The 15,628-nt window shown below is 45.6% G+C and carries 15 protein-coding genes; 11 read left to right on the top strand and 4 right to left on the bottom strand.

The features are described from left to right. Positions 1–296 precede the first annotated feature (296 nt). Positions 297–1,532, top strand: coding sequence for an MFS transporter (locus D9A03_RS15560; RefSeq protein WP_120498140.1), 1,236 nt, complete (start codon positions 297–299; stop codon positions 1,530–1,532). Between the two features lie 152 nt (positions 1,533–1,684). After that, entirely contained in the window at positions 1,685–2,164 is a 480-nt protein-coding gene (locus tag D9A03_RS15555) for an Hpt domain-containing protein (RefSeq protein WP_162938188.1), read from the top strand. Positions 2,165–2,189: 25 nt separating this feature from the next. On the opposite strand, the gene D9A03_RS15550 is transcribed toward D9A03_RS15555, so the two are convergent. The 4 genes from D9A03_RS15550 to tsaD all read right to left on the bottom strand — a co-directional run bounded on the left by D9A03_RS15550 (position 2,190) and on the right by tsaD (position 5,109). Continuing rightward, positions 2,190–2,606 carry an EVE domain-containing protein gene (locus tag D9A03_RS15550; RefSeq protein WP_120498138.1) on the bottom strand — a complete coding sequence of 139 codons (417 nt, stop codon included), beginning with the start codon at positions 2,604–2,606 and terminating at the stop codon, positions 2,190–2,192. A gap of 96 nt (positions 2,607–2,702) precedes the next feature. Beyond that, a complete protein-coding gene (locus D9A03_RS15545) occupies positions 2,703–2,984 on the bottom strand; it encodes a YciI family protein (protein ID WP_120498137.1) in 282 nt (93 codons plus the stop codon). 41 nt (positions 2,985–3,025) lie between these two features. Further along, positions 3,026–4,030, bottom strand: a complete 1,005-nt coding sequence (locus D9A03_RS15540) for an NAD(P)H-dependent glycerol-3-phosphate dehydrogenase (protein WP_120498136.1) — start codon at positions 4,028–4,030, stop codon at positions 3,026–3,028. Then, positions 4,027–5,109 (bottom strand): tRNA (adenosine(37)-N6)-threonylcarbamoyltransferase complex transferase subunit TsaD, encoded by a 1,083-nt coding sequence (tsaD, locus tag D9A03_RS15535; RefSeq protein WP_120498548.1) that lies wholly within the window; start codon positions 5,107–5,109, stop codon positions 4,027–4,029. The genes D9A03_RS15540 and tsaD overlap by 4 nt, the downstream gene beginning before the upstream one ends. A 372-nt stretch (positions 5,110–5,481) precedes the next feature. On the opposite strand from tsaD, the gene D9A03_RS15530 reads away from it, so the two are divergent. The 9 genes from D9A03_RS15530 to sigJ all read left to right on the top strand — a co-directional run bounded on the left by D9A03_RS15530 (position 5,482) and on the right by sigJ (position 15,496). Continuing rightward, a complete protein-coding gene (locus D9A03_RS15530) occupies positions 5,482–6,342 on the top strand; it encodes a PHB depolymerase family esterase (protein ID WP_120498135.1) in 861 nt (286 codons plus the stop codon). Between the two features lie 207 nt (positions 6,343–6,549). After that, positions 6,550–7,500, top strand: a complete 951-nt coding sequence (gene hemC, locus D9A03_RS15525) for a hydroxymethylbilane synthase (RefSeq protein WP_120498134.1) — start codon at positions 6,550–6,552, stop codon at positions 7,498–7,500. A gap of 19 nt (positions 7,501–7,519) precedes the next feature. Beyond that, positions 7,520–8,233, top strand: coding sequence for a uroporphyrinogen-III synthase (locus D9A03_RS15520; protein ID WP_120498133.1), 714 nt, complete (start codon positions 7,520–7,522; stop codon positions 8,231–8,233). Between the two features lie 138 nt (positions 8,234–8,371). After that, positions 8,372–10,006 carry a COG4223 family protein gene (locus D9A03_RS15515; RefSeq protein ID WP_120498132.1) on the top strand — a complete coding sequence of 545 codons (1,635 nt, stop codon included), beginning with the start codon at positions 8,372–8,374 and terminating at the stop codon, positions 10,004–10,006. Then, positions 10,006–11,442: a heme biosynthesis protein HemY gene (locus tag D9A03_RS15510; RefSeq protein WP_120498131.1), complete on the top strand. Its 1,437-nt coding sequence runs from the start codon at positions 10,006–10,008 to the stop codon at positions 11,440–11,442. Before D9A03_RS15515 ends, D9A03_RS15510 begins: the two co-directional genes overlap by 1 nt. Before the next feature lie 247 nt (positions 11,443–11,689). Further along, positions 11,690–12,265 carry a hypothetical protein gene (locus D9A03_RS15505; protein ID WP_120498130.1) on the top strand — a complete coding sequence of 192 codons (576 nt, stop codon included), beginning with the start codon at positions 11,690–11,692 and terminating at the stop codon, positions 12,263–12,265. Between the two features lie 457 nt (positions 12,266–12,722). Continuing rightward, positions 12,723–13,931: a M24 family metallopeptidase gene (locus D9A03_RS15500; RefSeq protein WP_120498129.1), complete on the top strand. Its 1,209-nt coding sequence runs from the start codon at positions 12,723–12,725 to the stop codon at positions 13,929–13,931. A gap of 176 nt (positions 13,932–14,107) precedes the next feature. Then, positions 14,108–14,563: a carboxymuconolactone decarboxylase family protein gene (locus D9A03_RS15495; RefSeq protein ID WP_216825507.1), complete on the top strand. Its 456-nt coding sequence runs from the start codon at positions 14,108–14,110 to the stop codon at positions 14,561–14,563. Between the two features lie 15 nt (positions 14,564–14,578). Continuing rightward, on the top strand, positions 14,579–15,496 hold the full coding sequence (sigJ, locus tag D9A03_RS15490; RefSeq protein ID WP_120498128.1) for an RNA polymerase sigma factor SigJ: 918 nt from the start codon (positions 14,579–14,581) through the stop codon (positions 15,494–15,496). Positions 15,497–15,628 lie beyond the last annotated feature (132 nt).

Below are 15,628 nucleotides of genomic sequence, written 5' to 3'. Positions count from 1 at the left end.
TAGTTTTTAATCTGGATTATAATATCTAAGGTTAGTGATTAGTTTGATTCAATTGGTGATTTCTGCAGTAGAGGGTATGCTGGTTATTATGAAACCTGTTATGCGACATCTACTGGCTATTTTGATCATTATAATTGTTTGCTTCGCGATTATCTTGATCTTCCCCGGATCTTTAGAAGCCTTTGGCGCTAAATTCTGGGATGCAGCTCTGTGGATCGGTAGCTGTTTTTCTTGAAGACTAATTCAAAAACTCTGTTGTATCCCTATTGTCCAAAATCCGAGTGTGAGTAAATTTTATGACGAACGCTGATAATACAATTCCGTCCACCAGACCTATTTGGGTTGTCTTGTTGTCAGGTTGCCTTGTTTTGTGTCTTGCCTTTGGAATCAGGTCCAGTTACGGCCTTTTTGTGAAGCCGATCTCGGATGAACTAAACTGGGGGCGCGAAGTTCTTGCTTTCTCGCTGGCTGTTCAAAACTTGCTTTGGGGCGCTGCGCAACCCTTTGCCGGGATGGTTGCTGACCGTTATGGGGCCGGGCGTGTTTTGGTTTTGAGCGCATTGATTTATGCTGGCGGTATTGTCCTTGGTGTCATGGATTATTCGCCAATTGCATCTCATATAGGGCCGGGCTTTTTTGTTGGTATTGGCTTGAGCGGGACAACATTCGGTGTTGTTTTGGCGGTTATCGGACGATCTGTGACGGAAGACAAACGTTCTTTGGCGCTGGGTATTGCAACGGCATCTGCTTCTTTGGGGCAGTTCCTGATCATTCCTCTTGGCAGTAGCTTGTTGCAAAGCTTTGGCTGGCAGAATGCTTTGTTAATCCTTGCCAGTCTTTTGATGTTGATTGTACCAGCAGCTTATTTTTTACGGGGTGTTTCATCGACAACAGATGGTTCTTCACCTGAATCTGATGTGACGATGACAATGTCAGAGGTTTTAAAGGAAGCTGCTGGGCATAGAGGATATTGGTTATTAATTGCGGGCTTTTTTGTATGTGGCTTTCATCTGGCTTTTATAACTGTTCACTTTCCATCCTATGCCATTGATAAAGGCCTGGCCCCTGAAGTGGGGGCCTGGACATTGGCATTGGTTGGGCTAGCAAATATTTTTGGCTCTTACACTGCAGGGGCCTTGGGCGGCGCTTACCGAAAGAAATATCTATTGTCGGGAATCTATATTGCACGCTCTGTGGCAATTCTTGCGTTCATTCTTATGCCGGCCTCAACTGTTTCCTTTCTGGTCTTTGGCTTTACGATGGGATTGCTGTGGTTAAGCACAGTACCGCTAACATCCGGTCTTGTTGCACAGATCTTTGGCCCAAAATATATGGGGACTCTGTTTGGCTTTGTTTTCTTTAGCCATCAGGTCGGCAGCTTTATTGGTGTATGGTTAGGGGGGGTGTTATACGATTCTACCCAATCCTATGATTTGGTGTGGTGGATCTCTATCTTCCTCGGTGTTTTCGCTGCTATCGTTCACTGGCCAATTACAGATCAACCCTTGCGGCGGTTTTCTCAGGCAACTTGAATCCTTAACCAAAGTTCCAGAAGGAAAACTACTGACGGTTGAACTGATCGGCGGCACATTTTTCTTTGTGCTTGATTAGGGTTTCATCCTGTAAACTAGATGATAATATAGTCGAAGCTTTTATCGTTTCGGAAGTACTTTAGGTAGTAAAAGTGGAAGTAAAATTGCATATGCCAACCAACAATCTGAAGCCCAAGGTGCCATCGGAAGGTGGGCCTGAACTTGAGGACATCGTTGCAAAGGCAGAGCAAGCGCTTTTCGAGATGGAAGACGATTATGAAATTCTGGTCAATGAAGAGACTGGAAAGATTTATGAGTTTCTGAAAACGGCCAAAAGTGGTCAAGGTGACCGTGCCAAATGCATTAAAGAAATTCACAGGATCGGTCATAACATTAAGGGGCAAGCGGCGACGTTCAGCTATCCGCTATTGTCATTGGCTGCCAAATCAATGTGCCATTTCATTCAGGAAAATTCAGAAATTGCCAGCGAACGTCTGGATTTGATTGAAGCGCACGTCAATACGATGCGAATGATCATTGCGCAGAAAATTAAAGGCGATGGCGGTAAAGAAGGTCAGGGGCTCATAACAGCCCTTGAAGGGGCTGTCGGTAAAATTCTGGCGAAAGAGTAAAATTTACCTGTACTGGTCGGGTTGTTTAAGCGGGTTTCGTATCACCCATTGCACAAATAATTTCCCATTCATCATCACTTATCGGCATTACAGAAAGTCGTGATTGTTTGATCAGTGCCATGTCTTGCAGTGCAGGGTGTGCTTTGATTTCTTCCAGACTCACAGGCTTGGTCATGGGGTAGAGTGTTTTGACATCGACCATCCCGAAACGTCCGGATTTATCTGTATGATCGGGGTAGTATTCTTGGCAAACTTCGACAATGCCGACAATCTTCTTTTCTTTGACAGAATGATAGAAAAATACCCGATCCCTGATTTTCATTGCCTTCATATTGTTCGAGGCCTGATAGTTGCGTACACCGTCCCAGTGCTCAACATCTTTGGCTACCTGATCTTCCCAAGACCAGTTACCGGGTTCCGTCTTCATCAACCAATATGCCAAAGTGACCTCCTTTTAAAGGCTGTATCTCTTAAACAGAATAGCACTGCTCGCTGGGTACACAAGCAGTGCTATTAATATTCAGATGGGTATTAAACCTTATTTGGGCAGAGCCTGTTTCCAAGGGGTGATTGTTACCTGCTCGAAAAGGCCAGCTTTATTGTAGGGATCGTTGTCAGCGAAGTCCTGTGCTGCTTTTACATCATCAAATTCGAGAATAAGAAGGCTGCCGGTCATGCTTTCATGGTCAGTACCCAAAGTTGGACCTGCGACAACAATGTAATCAATGAACTGACCAAGATATTCCAGGTGGGCCGGGCGGTTTTCAGCGCGGACATGAGCGTGATTTTTTTTATCAACACATGAAAAAATGAACTTCATTTGATGTTTCCTAATGTTTGAGAGTCAAGATCTTGGTTCGATTACATCTCTGCTTTTTGCGGGCGGGCGAGAAGTTGAGCGATGGCTTCATCAATATCTGCATCGTTGTGTAATATGTTACAAACCGCATTACAAATCGGCATATCGATTGAAAGATTCCGGGCGAGTTCAGTTACTGATTTACTGGAACTTAACCCCTCGGCGATTGTAATCCGACCCTTGAGGTAATCTTTTATCGCAACTCCTTCGCCCAAAGCTTTGCCAAGAGCGTAGTTTCTGGATTGTGTAGCTGTACAGGTGAGGGTGAGATCCCCCATTCCTGACAGACCCATAAGGGTTTCACGGCGTCCGCCTTTGACAAGGCCAAGCTTAACGATTTCAGACAGGCCGCGGGTTATCAGAGCGGCACGGGCATTATCGCCAAGCTTTCGCCCTTCGACGATACCACAGGCAATCGCAATCACATTTTTCACAGCACCGCCGATCTCGGCCCCGATAGGGTCCAGAGACTGGTAAATTCTAAAGGAGCGATTGTTGAGTGTTTTTGATAGACTTTTACCTAAATTCTCATCTGCACAGGCAAGAGTTACCGCGGTGGGCAGCTTGTTGGCAACTTCGATGGCAAAGGTTGGCCCGGAGAGGACAGCAATGGGATTTTGCGGGAGTATTTCTGCAACCATTTCCGTCATCAAAAGCCCGCTTTTGATTTCGACCCCTTTGGTGCAGAGGACAAGGGGGGTTTGGGGATTGATCTGGTCTTTACTGGCCTTTAAGGCGGTTCCCAAATGTTGAGAGGGAACAACCAGTAAAAGAACATCGCAGTCTTGAAGGTTTGAGGTTTTTGTTGTTGCGATAATTCTAGAACTCAGGCTCGCGCCTTTCAGGTAGAGTTTGTTTTCATGATCAGTATTGATGTTTGTAACAACGTCTTCATTCCGTGACCATAAAATGACATCATTTCCAGCCTCTGCGGCGACGGCAGCAAGGGCGGTCCCCCAAGCGCCAGCCCCGAGAACCCCGATTGTTTTTTCGGGTTTGTCTGTCATACCTTTGATGCCTCTACGCCAGTGAGCTGATCAAGTGGCCAACGAGGGCGCGGGGCGAAATCCAGCGAGTCTGTAAGCCCTAGGCGAAGGCGTTCTAACCCTGCCCAGGCAATCATAACACCGTTATCTGTACAGAGTTTGACCGGCGGGGCTAGCAAGCTGGTATTATGCGCATCTGTGAGTTCTGTCAGACGTGCCCGTAGTGTCAGGTTCGCAGCAACACCGCCCGCTACGACCAATGGTCCCGGTTGGCCATAGGTATCTTGAAAGACATCCATGGCTTTTTTACAGCGATCAACAAGAACATCCCCGACCGCCAGTTGAAATGAAGCGGCAAGATCGGCTTTATCTTGGGTACTCAGATTTGTAATGTCAGCTTCTGCACTTCTTCCCTTGCTGGCACATTCAAGGATTTGTTTGCGTATGGCTGTTTTCAACCCGGAAAAAGAAAAATCACATCCCGGACGCCCTTTCATCGGGCGTGGCAGGTCAAAGCGTTTGGGATCACCATTCTTGGCAATCTGTTCGATCATTGGACCGCCGGGATAGGGGAGCCCCATCATCTTGGCTGTTTTATCAAAGGCTTCGCCAACGGCATCATCAATCGTGCCGCCCAAACGGGTATAGCGTCCAACATCTTCGACGGCAAGAAGCTGGCAGTGCCCACCGGACACGAGAAGAAGAAGGTAAGGAAAATTTGCTGCTTCTTTTTCTGTGAGACGCGCTGTTAAAGCATGCCCTTCGAGGTGATTAACAGCAAGGAAAGGCAACTTGCGTGCAGCGGCGATTGCTTTGGCAGTCATGACACCGACAAAAACACCGCCAATTAGACCAGGGCCTGCTGTTGCTGCGATGCCGTCCAGTTGATCAAATTCTAGGTCAGCCTCTTCCAGTGCAGATCTGATGAGGCGATCAAGGTGGTTCATGTGACTGCGTGCTGCAATTTCGGGAACGACACCACCATAGGGTTTGTGCTCTTCCAACTGGGTAAGCACTTTGTTGGCGAGAATGTTATGATCACTGTCAACGATTGCCGCGGCTGTTTCATCGCAGCTGGTTTCTATGCCAAGTACTTTCATGCTTTTTGTGTCGGCCATGCTTTCCAATTCGGTTAATTTACCTGGGTTGGCTGATTTACCCGGTTCGGCTGATTAACAAGTGAGATTATGATGTTTTTGCATCTAGCCTTTACCAAATCTCATTGTTCAAAATCTATGCGTAGAAAATACCATTCGGGACGCTTGGGCAAGGTTTCGCTGTTCAAACAGGGCTAATTAGTTTTTTAATTTCTTTGACAGGTTTTTTTATTTTTAAACAGATATAACTAAAAATTGTTTTTCTGTGAGATGGAAAAGCCGCCAAGGTCGTTTACTTAAGAGTAAGTCATCATTTGTCTGGCTATTTGATAAATCTGATTTCTTCGGATCTAATTCTATTAAGCGGATTTTTTTATGAAGCGAATTGAAGCTCTTGTTGTGATTGGTTTGTTGTTGGCGGGGCTATTTATTGCTTCGATGTCGCAAGCAGCGAGTCCACAGTCAAAAGCGTCCTCTATGATTGAAGAAACTGTTTTGGAATCTGGACGCTATATCGTTGTGATGCCCGGGACTGAAAAAAGTGCAAACCCTTATGCAACCCTGTTTTATTATCATGGTTATGGGCAGAGTGCTGATCTGGTCCTGAAGAATAATGCTTTACTGAAGCTTGCTTCTTCACGGGGCGTGATGCTGGTTATTCCTGATGGCCTGAATCGCAGCTGGTCCAATGTAGGTGCACCAAGCGAACGGCGCGATGAAATTGCCTTCACCAGAGATATTCTAAGGGATGTGAAGTCTCGACATGACGTGGACAAGACCCGTTTATGGGTTTCCGGTTTTTCCCAAGGTGGATCGATGGCTTGGGATGTCGCGTGTTACATGGGCAAGGAATTTTCCGCCTTTTTCCCAATCGCCGGTTCGTTTTGGCGTCCCCATCCTGTTGCCTGTGAAAACCCTGTAAACATTCGTCATATTCACGGGCTGGCAGATCGTGTTGTTCCGATGACAGGTCGACCTATCGGATCGCGGTGGCATCAGGGCGATGTGAAAACCGGCGTAGGTATCTGGCAAGAAACCAATCGCTGTGAAGCCGATCCTGAAATTGTTTCTCTTGATGATATGTCCTGTGAGGTCTGGCGCGGGTGTACGACAGGTAAAGAGATGGAGTTGTGTCTTCATAAGGGCGGGCATAACATTAAAATGAAGTGGTTGGCTCAGAGTATGGATTGGGCCGAGACTTTAAAAAACGCAATGGTGGGCGAGGAAAAGCTGTAAACGATTTTTCTATCAACTGTATTTACCGCACTTAATCGTCATGCATCTTATCGTCTGGGGCAGGTTTAATCTGCGTCGGTTCGCCGCGCGACTTGTACACACCATAAGAATTGTCGAAAGCTGACTGAAAGAGTAAGGTGCGCTTGATTGAACTTTCTCTGGGTAAATTCATTTATTCAGACTTACAGGAACGCATGGCAATAATTTATGACTGATAATCCAATTCTTCGTCTTGGTACCCGGGGAAGTCCCCTTGCTCTCGCACAAGCTTATGAAGTTAAATGCCTGTTACAAGAAGCATATCCTGATCTGAAGGGCGAAGAGTCTGTCGAAATTGTTGTGATTAAAACCACTGGCGATATGATTCAAGATCGGGCACTGTCTGCAATTGGCGGTAAGGGACTTTTTACCAAAGAGATTGAAGACGGCCTGCAGGATGGCAGTATTGATATCGCTGTACATTCAATGAAAGATGTTCCGACGTGGTTGCCTGACGGATTGGAAATTTCGACGGTTCTTGAGCGGGAAGATCCCCGTGATGCACTTTTCTCATCCAAAGCAAACTCACTGGCAGAACTTCCACAAGGTGCTGTTGTTGGCTCTGCCTCTTTACGCAGGCAAGCCCAAATCAAGGCAAAACGTCCTGATCTTGAGGTCATTACCTTTCGCGGGTCGGTTCAAACACGGTTACGTAAACTGGAAGAAGGGCAAGTCGATGCCACTCTGCTTGCTGTTGCTGGCCTGAATAGATTGAAACAATCCGATTTGATCACGGCAGCTCTTTCAACCGAGGAAATGTTACCTGCACCGGCACAAGGTGCAGTGGGGCTAGAGGTGAGAACAGGGGATGATCGTGTCCGCGCATATGTTGATGCCATTCATCATGAGCCAACGATGCAGCGTATTACGGCGGAGCGGGCTTGCCTGGCAGAGCTGGATGGATCTTGTCGGACACCTATTGCAGCACTTGCAGAAATAGAAGGTGATGAGCTTTATCTTCGCACAATGCTGGCGGCAACAGATGGTAGCGAAATTTATACAGCAGAGCGGCGTGGTCCTATAGCGTCGGCCGAGGAAATGGGACGATCAGCGGGTCAGGACCTAAAGGAACAGGCCGGAGAAGAGTTTTTTAAAATTCTGGAAGAGCAACAAACCTGATTTGTCATAGAGGTCTTTAATGATCACTCATCTTGTCACGCGTCCACAAGCGGATCAGGAGCCTTTTGCCTCTGAGCTTCGACAATTGGGGCGCGAGGTGTATTTTGATGCGGTCTTTGATATTGCCTTTCAAAACTCTGTTGAACTTGATCTTTCTGACGTACAGGCTGTTCTCTTTACCTCTGCAAATGGTGTACGTGCTTATCAGCTAAATAGTAAAGACCGTTCTCTGCCAGCACTTTGTGTAGGGGAAAGTTCTGCTGAAGCAGCGCGTAAATGTGGATTCGAGTGTGTCTATTCCGCTAATGGTGATGTGAGTGATTTGGCAAAGCTGGTTCGTGTGAAATTGAAGACTGAAACAGGCGTTTTATTACACCCTGCAGCCTCAAAAGTAGCAGGAAATTTACAGAGCGATCTGGGACAATCCGGTTATTCTTATCGTCGTGAAACTCTATATGAAGCAACGTCATCCCAAAGATTGCTTCAGCAAACAAAAAATCTATTCAAAGAAAGAAAAATCAAAGAGGTAAGTTTTTTCTCGCCACGATCTTCAAAAGTATTTTTATCATTATTATCTCAAGAGAAATTACGATCTAGCCTAGAGGGTTTGACGATCTATTGTTTAAGTCAGGCTGTTGCCGAATGTTTTGATGAAATATCCGGGATCAAGCTACTGGTTTCTGAGCAACCGAACAGGGCTGATATGATAAAGTTAATTGCATCAAGCAAATAAGTGTACGTACGTACTGGATTTTGCCTTAACTCTGGCGCATAGTTTCCTTAATGACGTGTTTTGATCGTGTGATGATCAGAGTCACATGGGTGTTTTGCTCCGCAAGGATCAAACACAATCTGGATAACAGAGGATAATATGGCCAGCAAACAGGGCGACAAACCAAGCAAACCGACAACAGATTCTTCTGTCAAAGATGAGAGCAAATCGCTTGATAAAGAAGCGGTTACAGAAAGTCCAACACAGGAAATTATCAATGCTTTTGGTGGCTTGAGGCCGTTAGCCAGCAAACTGGGAATTGCTGTCAGCACTGTTCAAGGCTGGAAAGAACGGGATTCAATTCCATCGGCCCGTCACGAAGATATACTGAAAGCTGCGGCGAAAGCCAAGGTTACGCTGGATGTGGCGAGAGTTCGAGAAAGTGATCTTTTACTGTCGGATGAAGCGGAACAAGGTGCTGCAAGCGATTCCTCCTCTGGCAATTCCACTACAAAATCTAAAGCATCGAGCTCAATTCCCGTTTCAGGTTCAAAATCGACCATCGGCGAAAAAGATAATGATACTCAAAAAAACGTGGGTGCTGAAAAAGCGAACGATGTTGCTGATGGCCAGATCCAAGCTGATGACCAGCTGCCTGATGCACCAACAGCTGCTGTTGTAAAAAAGGGCGGAGGTCTGAACAGTTTCTTTTACGGCATCGGATTCTGTGCTCTGGCGATGGCAGCGGCAGTTTTCTTCCGAAGTGAATGGCTACCCCTTGTCGAAAAGATACCTACATTTGGGGCTGGTGCCGAAACAATGAATATCAGCTCTTTGGAAGATCGAATTGCGGGATTGGAACGGGACGCTTTTAATAGCCAAAACAAGAGCGTGGATGAAAATCGTTTCCTGGCACTGTCAGAGACAGTGCGTACATTGAAGTTAGAACAATCTGAACTCGAAAGACAGTTGAACGGTCTGACAAGTGGTGGCGTTGTTGTGACATCAAGTGACGCGGATAAAAGCCTGATTGATGCCCTGAAATCAGAGTTGGAACAAACGCGTGAGCGTCTGGATGGAATCGAAAGTAGAGGACTTGCTTCTTCATCAACAGGCAATACTTCCAACGGAGCTTCTGTCCAACAGTTGGCGGCTATTCGAACACAAATGAATGCGCTTGTATCTGAAGTTGAAGGTATTAAAGCGGGTGGATCTGCACCGTCGCAGACATTGATTACAAGCCCGGCAACAGGTGATGTTTATCTGGCCCTTGGTGTTTTACAGCTGCGTGATGCCTTGCGTGGATCTGGCCCCTTTGTGAAAGAACTGGATCTCGTCCGTGCGGTTGCCCCGGAAAACAGCACTATTGGTGAATTGGTATCTCCACTATCTTCTTTTGCGGCTGTGGGATTGCCCAGTTTAACTGACCTAAGAGCAAGTTTTCCAGCCGCAGCACGTGAAGCACTTTCAGCTGATAAAATTGCCGGAGGGCAGACTTGGGTCGATAAGGCAATTGGTCGTGTTACGGATGTGGTTTCAATTCGCCCGATTGATATTCTTGATGGGCAGGGAACATCAAGTGTTTTGGCCCGGGCAGAGAACTATCTGAAAGATGGTGATTTATCGGGCGCTTTGCAGGAGCTTGAAAACCTTACTTCTGCGGCGACTTCGGGAATGCAAGATTGGCTTGCATTGGCCCAACAGCGTCAGGAAGGGGAGAAAATCAGTCAAAAACTAGCTTTGCTTCTGATCGGTGTTACGGCACAGGGTAGTGGTGCCGGAGGTATCGAATAATGAAACGGACACTGATTTATTTTCTCAAGCTGGCGATTGTTCTGACAATTGTTATATGGATTGCGAACCGTCCTGGTCTGGTTTCCGTTGACTGGATTGGTTATCGTCTGGAAACAACGGTCGGGGTTCTTTTCCTTGCGGCTGTTGCTTTGGCAATATCTGCGGCGTTTCTGTATCGGCTCTGGCGTAGTCTTATCAACGCGCCAGCTCTTTTTGGGCAAGCCCGGCAGGATAATCGCAAGAAACGCGGATACAAGGCGTTAACGCATGGCATGGTTGCTGTGGCTGCTGGCGAAGCGCAGACAGCTCTGGCTATGGCGCGTAAAGCAGAAAACCTTTTGTCTGATGAACCTCCCTTAACCATGCTTTTATCTGCACAGGCAGCTCAGTTGCAGGGAAATGAAGAGGCTGCGACAAACTATTTCAAGGCCATGCTGGAGGACAAGGAGACTCGTTTTCTCGGGTTGCGAGGGCTTTTGATGCAGGCACAACGCCGAGGTGATTTTACCGAGGCGCTGGAGTTGGCAAAACAAGCGCACGCTTTGAGCCCGAAAACGCCGTGGGTTCAGGAAAGTCTGTTTGAACTCTCGGAAGCAACGGGACAATTTGCAATTGCAGATCAGGCTTTGAAAGAAGGGGCGAAGACAAAGAATCTTACTCCTGCAGAAGCTGCCCGAAAACGCGCTGTAGTTAAATTGCAACAAGCTCTGAAAGCGAATGATCAGGGTGAGGTTCAAGCCTCGCTCTCTTTTGCCAAAGAAGCCTATAAATTGGCGCCAGATCTGGTGCCTGCTGTGGCGTTTCTTGCCGAGGCTTATAATCGTGCCGGGCGAGTGAAGGATGCAGAAAAAACATTGAAAAAAGCTTGGGGTAAACAGCCTCACCGTGATCTTGCCCGTGTATTTCTGACGCTTTGGCCTTCTGAAAGTAATGTTGAACGTGCTAAACGTTTGGGACAGATGGTTGCGCAGAATAAAGATCATTACGAAAGTCATATTGCGCTGGCAGAAGCCAATTTAGCCGCGAAATTATGGGGCGAGGCGCGTCGTCATCTGAAGCAAGCTTCTGAGCAAGGAGGTCCAAGCCGATTGGTTTGTCGTTTGATGGGGCGGTTAGAGCAGGAAGAGCACGGTGATAATCGTGCGGCGGCAGAATGGTTTGAGAAGTCTGAAACTGCCCTTATTGCCCATAATTGGGTTTGCCAGTCTTGTGGTGCAATTGCTGAAAGTTGGCAAGCTCACTGTGGTGATTGTGGTTCCTTTGATTCCCTGACTTGGAAACGACCGGCAATTATGGCGGAAGAAAATACTATTGAATCAAAAGAGCTTGAAACCGTAACTGGCACTGCGCTGGTATTGGAAAATGGTGAAAAGAACGAGATTGTCATCACCAAGCCGACAGCTATTGAAGGGGCCGCAAGAGAGACTGGGGCTTGATGGCCCTCCTTATGAGCCGTGAATAACGTTCACTTCTTGATAAGGTTGCTGTGACGATTTCATAGTAAGCTTCTTCGATTATATCTTCTGCATTAACTCTGAGAGTTATATTTGTTTATGCACCTTTTCTAGCAGCTATACCGATAATGGATGCGTTCTGTTTTTATTAAAATAGCATCTCTTTGTGGAATGAATTCAGAGACAAGATCAGCTTTTAGATACTTTATTAATTATTGATATTTATCATATGGTTACCTGGTGGGGTTCTTTGAAAGTTATTGCTGTGGTCAAATATCCTTATTTAGTTGTCTTGATCTTTGTGAGTGTGTTTTTCGTTGTGGTTACAAAGGCCTATGCCGATACAGATCATGTTACTGTTTTTAAGGAAACGCTGGAAGTTTCCGTCAGTAACAAACGCGCACTTTTGGTTAAGAATGGGGAAAAAGTTTCTAAATTTAGAATCAAAGACCTTGAAGAGCTGCCTCTTTACGAAGTTTTTGTACCGCCAATTTGGGAAAATGAAGACGGGAAGTATCAGGGAGTGATTTTATCTGATATTTTAAGGGCCTCGGGCATGGTGGATGCGAATCGGGTTAAATTGGTCGCGTTAGATGGGTATGCCATTGATTTGACGCTTTCGAAGCGGCCCGCAAATTGTTTTTTTGTTGCAACAAGATATCTGATGCATGAGATCAAGGTCGATATGAAAGGGCCGATCCGTCTTCTCCTCCCTTGTATGATCGGCGGGAATGACAAAAGTTACGCAGAGATTTCAACCACGAACTGGATTTGGAATCTAAAAGAGATTCACATGCTTGACTAATGTCGAGTCAAAGAGATTCTCAATAATTATCTTTCTTGTTTAGATGTTTAAAAAGTTGATGTTTGCAACTTGATTGAAGGAGATGATTAATAAGTGACTGTTTTCCTTTGTTATTAAGGTAAATAATTCTAAGTCATTAAAATATATAAAAATTTACACAAAATTAGCCTAATAAATTCTTGTTGCACATGGGATATAGTTTGTCCTAAGCAAGAGGCGTTATGGTGATTGTGTGCGGCTGAACAATAATAGCTTGGCGTACAATTCTTATACGTTTGAGTCACGACTTTTCCCTTAAAAGCTTGTTGGCTTAGCGTGTCGAGGGTCATCTTCCCCCGAAGATGATCCTCATCCATTTAAAAAACAAATGTTGTAATTAATACTATAAATTATTTTTATGGATGATTTTTTGATACCAATAGGCTGAAAATTAATTCCCTTACTATTGGAGTCAGCAATGGAACGCACACTGCGCATCCGTAACGGAGAAAAAGTACAAGGCACATTTTCCAGAGCGGAAATGGAACGTCGTGTCAGTAATTTACGTCGGCATATGGCTGATAATGATATTGATGCCGTGATTTTGACCTCTTATCACAATGTCAATTATTTCAATGATTTTGTGTACTGTGCTTTCGGACGTCCTTACGGTTTGATTGTTACCCAGGACAAACATATCTCGGTCACTGCGAATATCGATGGTGCACAGCCGTGGAGACGCAGTTTTGATGACAATGTCATCTATACGGATTGGCAAAAAGATAACTATTTCTTTGCGATTAAAGATGAATTGTTGGGTCAAAATCTGGGCCGCGTTGGGTTGGAATTCGATCACATTAACATCGATAATAAGAACAAAATGGCCGTGGCCCTCGGAAGTCCCGAGTTTGTGGACATTGGCGCACCGACCATGCGGATGCGGATGATCAAGTCTGCAGAAGAAATCGAGATCATCAAACATGGCGCGGCAACAGCTGATATTGGCGGGGCGGCCTGTGCAGAGGCCATTGCTGTTGGTGTTCCGGAACACGAAGTTGCGCTACATTCAACACAGGCAATGATCCGTCATATTGCTAAGACCTTTCCTGATGCAGAACTTATGGATACCTGGACCTGGTTTCAGTCAGGAATCAATACAGACGGCGCCCATAATCCGGTGACTAGTCGGAAGATTGAATCAGGTGATATCCTGAGCTTAAACTGCTTTCCGATGATCGCCGGATACTACACCGCGCTTGAGAGAACGTTATTTGCCGAGTACGCGTCTGATGCACATATGAGGTACTGGAAAGCCAACGTCGAAGTACACGAAGTTGGTTTGGAGCTGATTAAACCTGGCGTCCGTTGCTGTGATATTGCACTTGAGCTCAACGAAATCTTCAAGAAGCACGATATGCTCCAGTATCGAACCTTTGGCTATGGTCACTCATTCGGGACACTAAGTCATTATTATGGTCGCGAAGCCGGACTGGAACTACGTGAAGATGTTGAAACAGTTCTCGAGCCGGGTATGGTTGTCTCAATGGAGCCTATGATCATGATTGAAGAAGGCAATCTGGGTGCGGGTGGTTACCGTGAACATGACATTCTTGTTGTGGGTGAAAATGGTGTCGAAAACATCACCAAGTTCCCTTATGGCCCTGAGCATAACATCATCAGCAAATAAATATCTTCCCCTGATTAAAGCCTCTATTTTGGAGGTTTTGGTGTCTCAAACTTTGAACCCGGCATACTTGTGCCGGGTTTTCTTTTTGCATAGATATTTAATAACCGATGTCACATTAAGGGCTCTTCAAGCGTCATATTCCTGAAAGCAACATCAAAGACAACAAAGGAAATACGATGATGACGACTTCTTCTGTGCCCCTAACATCTGAAAAACCTGTTCTGCATGAAAAAAATGATCCCAAACTGATAGGGTTCCTTGGACAGGTTCATGTGATGATGGCAGAGCGTGGTTTGGCACATTCCCTCTCTGCGCTTATTGAGTTACGGGCGTCCCAAATGAACCAATGCGCCTATTGTGTTGATATGCATATTTCTGACGCACGCAAAGCCGGGGTTAGTCAGGAAAAATTGGATAAAGTGATTGTTTGGCGTCATGTGGATGTATTTTCTGCGCCAGAACGTGCAGCATTAGCGTGGACCGAGGTACTGACAATATTTGATTCAAAAACAAATTATGCGAAACTTCGTTCTGAGTTACGAGAACATTTTTCAGACAAGGAAATTACGGTAATTACAACAGATATCGGAATGATCAATCTGTGGAATCGTGTACAGATATCCAAGCATTGATACGGCAACATTCATATGATGGCTGAAACTAAAACAGATATGTTTGAGCTAGCGCGACCCCGTCTTATGGGGCTTGCGTATCGCTTGTTGGGCTCTATCAGTGATGCGCAAGATATTGTGCAAGATACCTATCTGAAATGGATCTCCTATTCTGGCCCGGAGATAGAGAATCCTGCTGGTTGGCTGTCACGTGTTTGCACAAACCGTTGTTTGGACGAACTGAAATCTGCCAATCGTCAAAAATTAGATTACATTGGGTCTTGGATACCGGATCAAATTCAAACGGAATTTGAAGTCAGCGCTGAAGAACAATTGGAAATAGCCTCATCTTTGACAACAGCCTTTCTTCTTTTGTTGGAACGATTGACACCAAAGGAGCGGGCGGCGTATCTACTACACGATGTGTTTTCTATGCCATTTGACGAGGTTGCCTGCATTCTGGATATGCAATCCGCGAATTGTCGTAAATTGGCAACGCGCGCACGTGAGTATGTGGCAAAAAACAATGTGCGGCACGTACCGGAGAAACAACATCAGGAAAAACTGTTAGAAGCTTTTCAGGAAGCAATCAAAACCGGGAATGTCAAGATTCTAGGAACGATGTTACGGGCTGAGAGTGATTTACGTGCGGATAGTGGTGGCAAAGTACTGGCTGTGCAGGATGTAATCGTCGGTCATGATGCGATCTGTCGATTTGTTGAGGATATTTTATCCCACGCATGGAGCGAGATGACGATGACGACACAAATACTGAATGGCACTTTGGGATTGTTAATTGTGGATGAAGGTAACGTTCACGCTACTCTATCATTTGGATATGATGCAAAAGGTCAGATAAGTCAGATATACATCATGCGACATCCGGAAAAACTGAAGCAGATGACGTCGACCAGAGGAGTTTTGTCAACATCAGGTGCTATATTTTGGAAATGATATCTCCGCTCTAGATATTGTTCATGGGTGAGGAAAACGTCCTTCTCGCGAACAGGCTTTGTCCTTGTTATGAAATATTGATAAGCTTTATCTTGTCTGTAAAAAGCACTCAGGGTCCTAAATCCAGCGAGT

The sequence above is a fragment of the Kiloniella sp. EL199 genome, assembly GCF_900313065.1.
Lineage (GTDB): Bacteria > Pseudomonadota > Alphaproteobacteria > Kiloniellales > Kiloniellaceae > Kiloniella.
Note: the sequence above shows the minus strand (reverse complement) of the source record. Positions and strands in the feature narration are given on the sequence as shown.

Bases quoted from the DNA above. Each gene is read 5' to 3' on its own strand.
- D9A03_RS15560 (WP_120498140.1), top strand. From the start codon at position 297: ATGACGAACGCTGATAATACAATTCCGTCCACCAGACCTATTTGGGTT.
- D9A03_RS15545 (WP_120498137.1), bottom strand. From the start codon at position 2,984: ATGAAGTTCATTTTTTCATGTGTTGATAAAAAAAATCACGCTCATGTC.
- D9A03_RS15540 (WP_120498136.1), bottom strand. From the start codon at position 4,030: ATGACAGACAAACCCGAAAAAACAATCGGGGTTCTCGGGGCTGGCGCT.
- tsaD (WP_120498548.1), bottom strand. From the start codon at position 5,109: ATGAAAGTACTTGGCATAGAAACCAGCTGCGATGAAACAGCCGCGGCA.
- D9A03_RS15530 (WP_120498135.1), top strand. From the start codon at position 5,482: ATGAAGCGAATTGAAGCTCTTGTTGTGATTGGTTTGTTGTTGGCGGGG.
- hemC (WP_120498134.1), top strand. From the start codon at position 6,550: ATGACTGATAATCCAATTCTTCGTCTTGGTACCCGGGGAAGTCCCCTT.
- D9A03_RS15520 (WP_120498133.1), top strand. From the start codon at position 7,520: ATGATCACTCATCTTGTCACGCGTCCACAAGCGGATCAGGAGCCTTTT.
- D9A03_RS15515 (WP_120498132.1), top strand. From the start codon at position 8,372: ATGGCCAGCAAACAGGGCGACAAACCAAGCAAACCGACAACAGATTCT.
- D9A03_RS15510 (WP_120498131.1), top strand. From the start codon at position 10,006: ATGAAACGGACACTGATTTATTTTCTCAAGCTGGCGATTGTTCTGACA.
- D9A03_RS15505 (WP_120498130.1), top strand. From the start codon at position 11,690: ATGGTTACCTGGTGGGGTTCTTTGAAAGTTATTGCTGTGGTCAAATAT.
- D9A03_RS15500 (WP_120498129.1), top strand. From the start codon at position 12,723: ATGGAACGCACACTGCGCATCCGTAACGGAGAAAAAGTACAAGGCACA.
- D9A03_RS15495 (WP_216825507.1), top strand. From the start codon at position 14,108: ATGATGACGACTTCTTCTGTGCCCCTAACATCTGAAAAACCTGTTCTG.
- sigJ (WP_120498128.1), top strand. From the start codon at position 14,579: ATGATGGCTGAAACTAAAACAGATATGTTTGAGCTAGCGCGACCCCGT.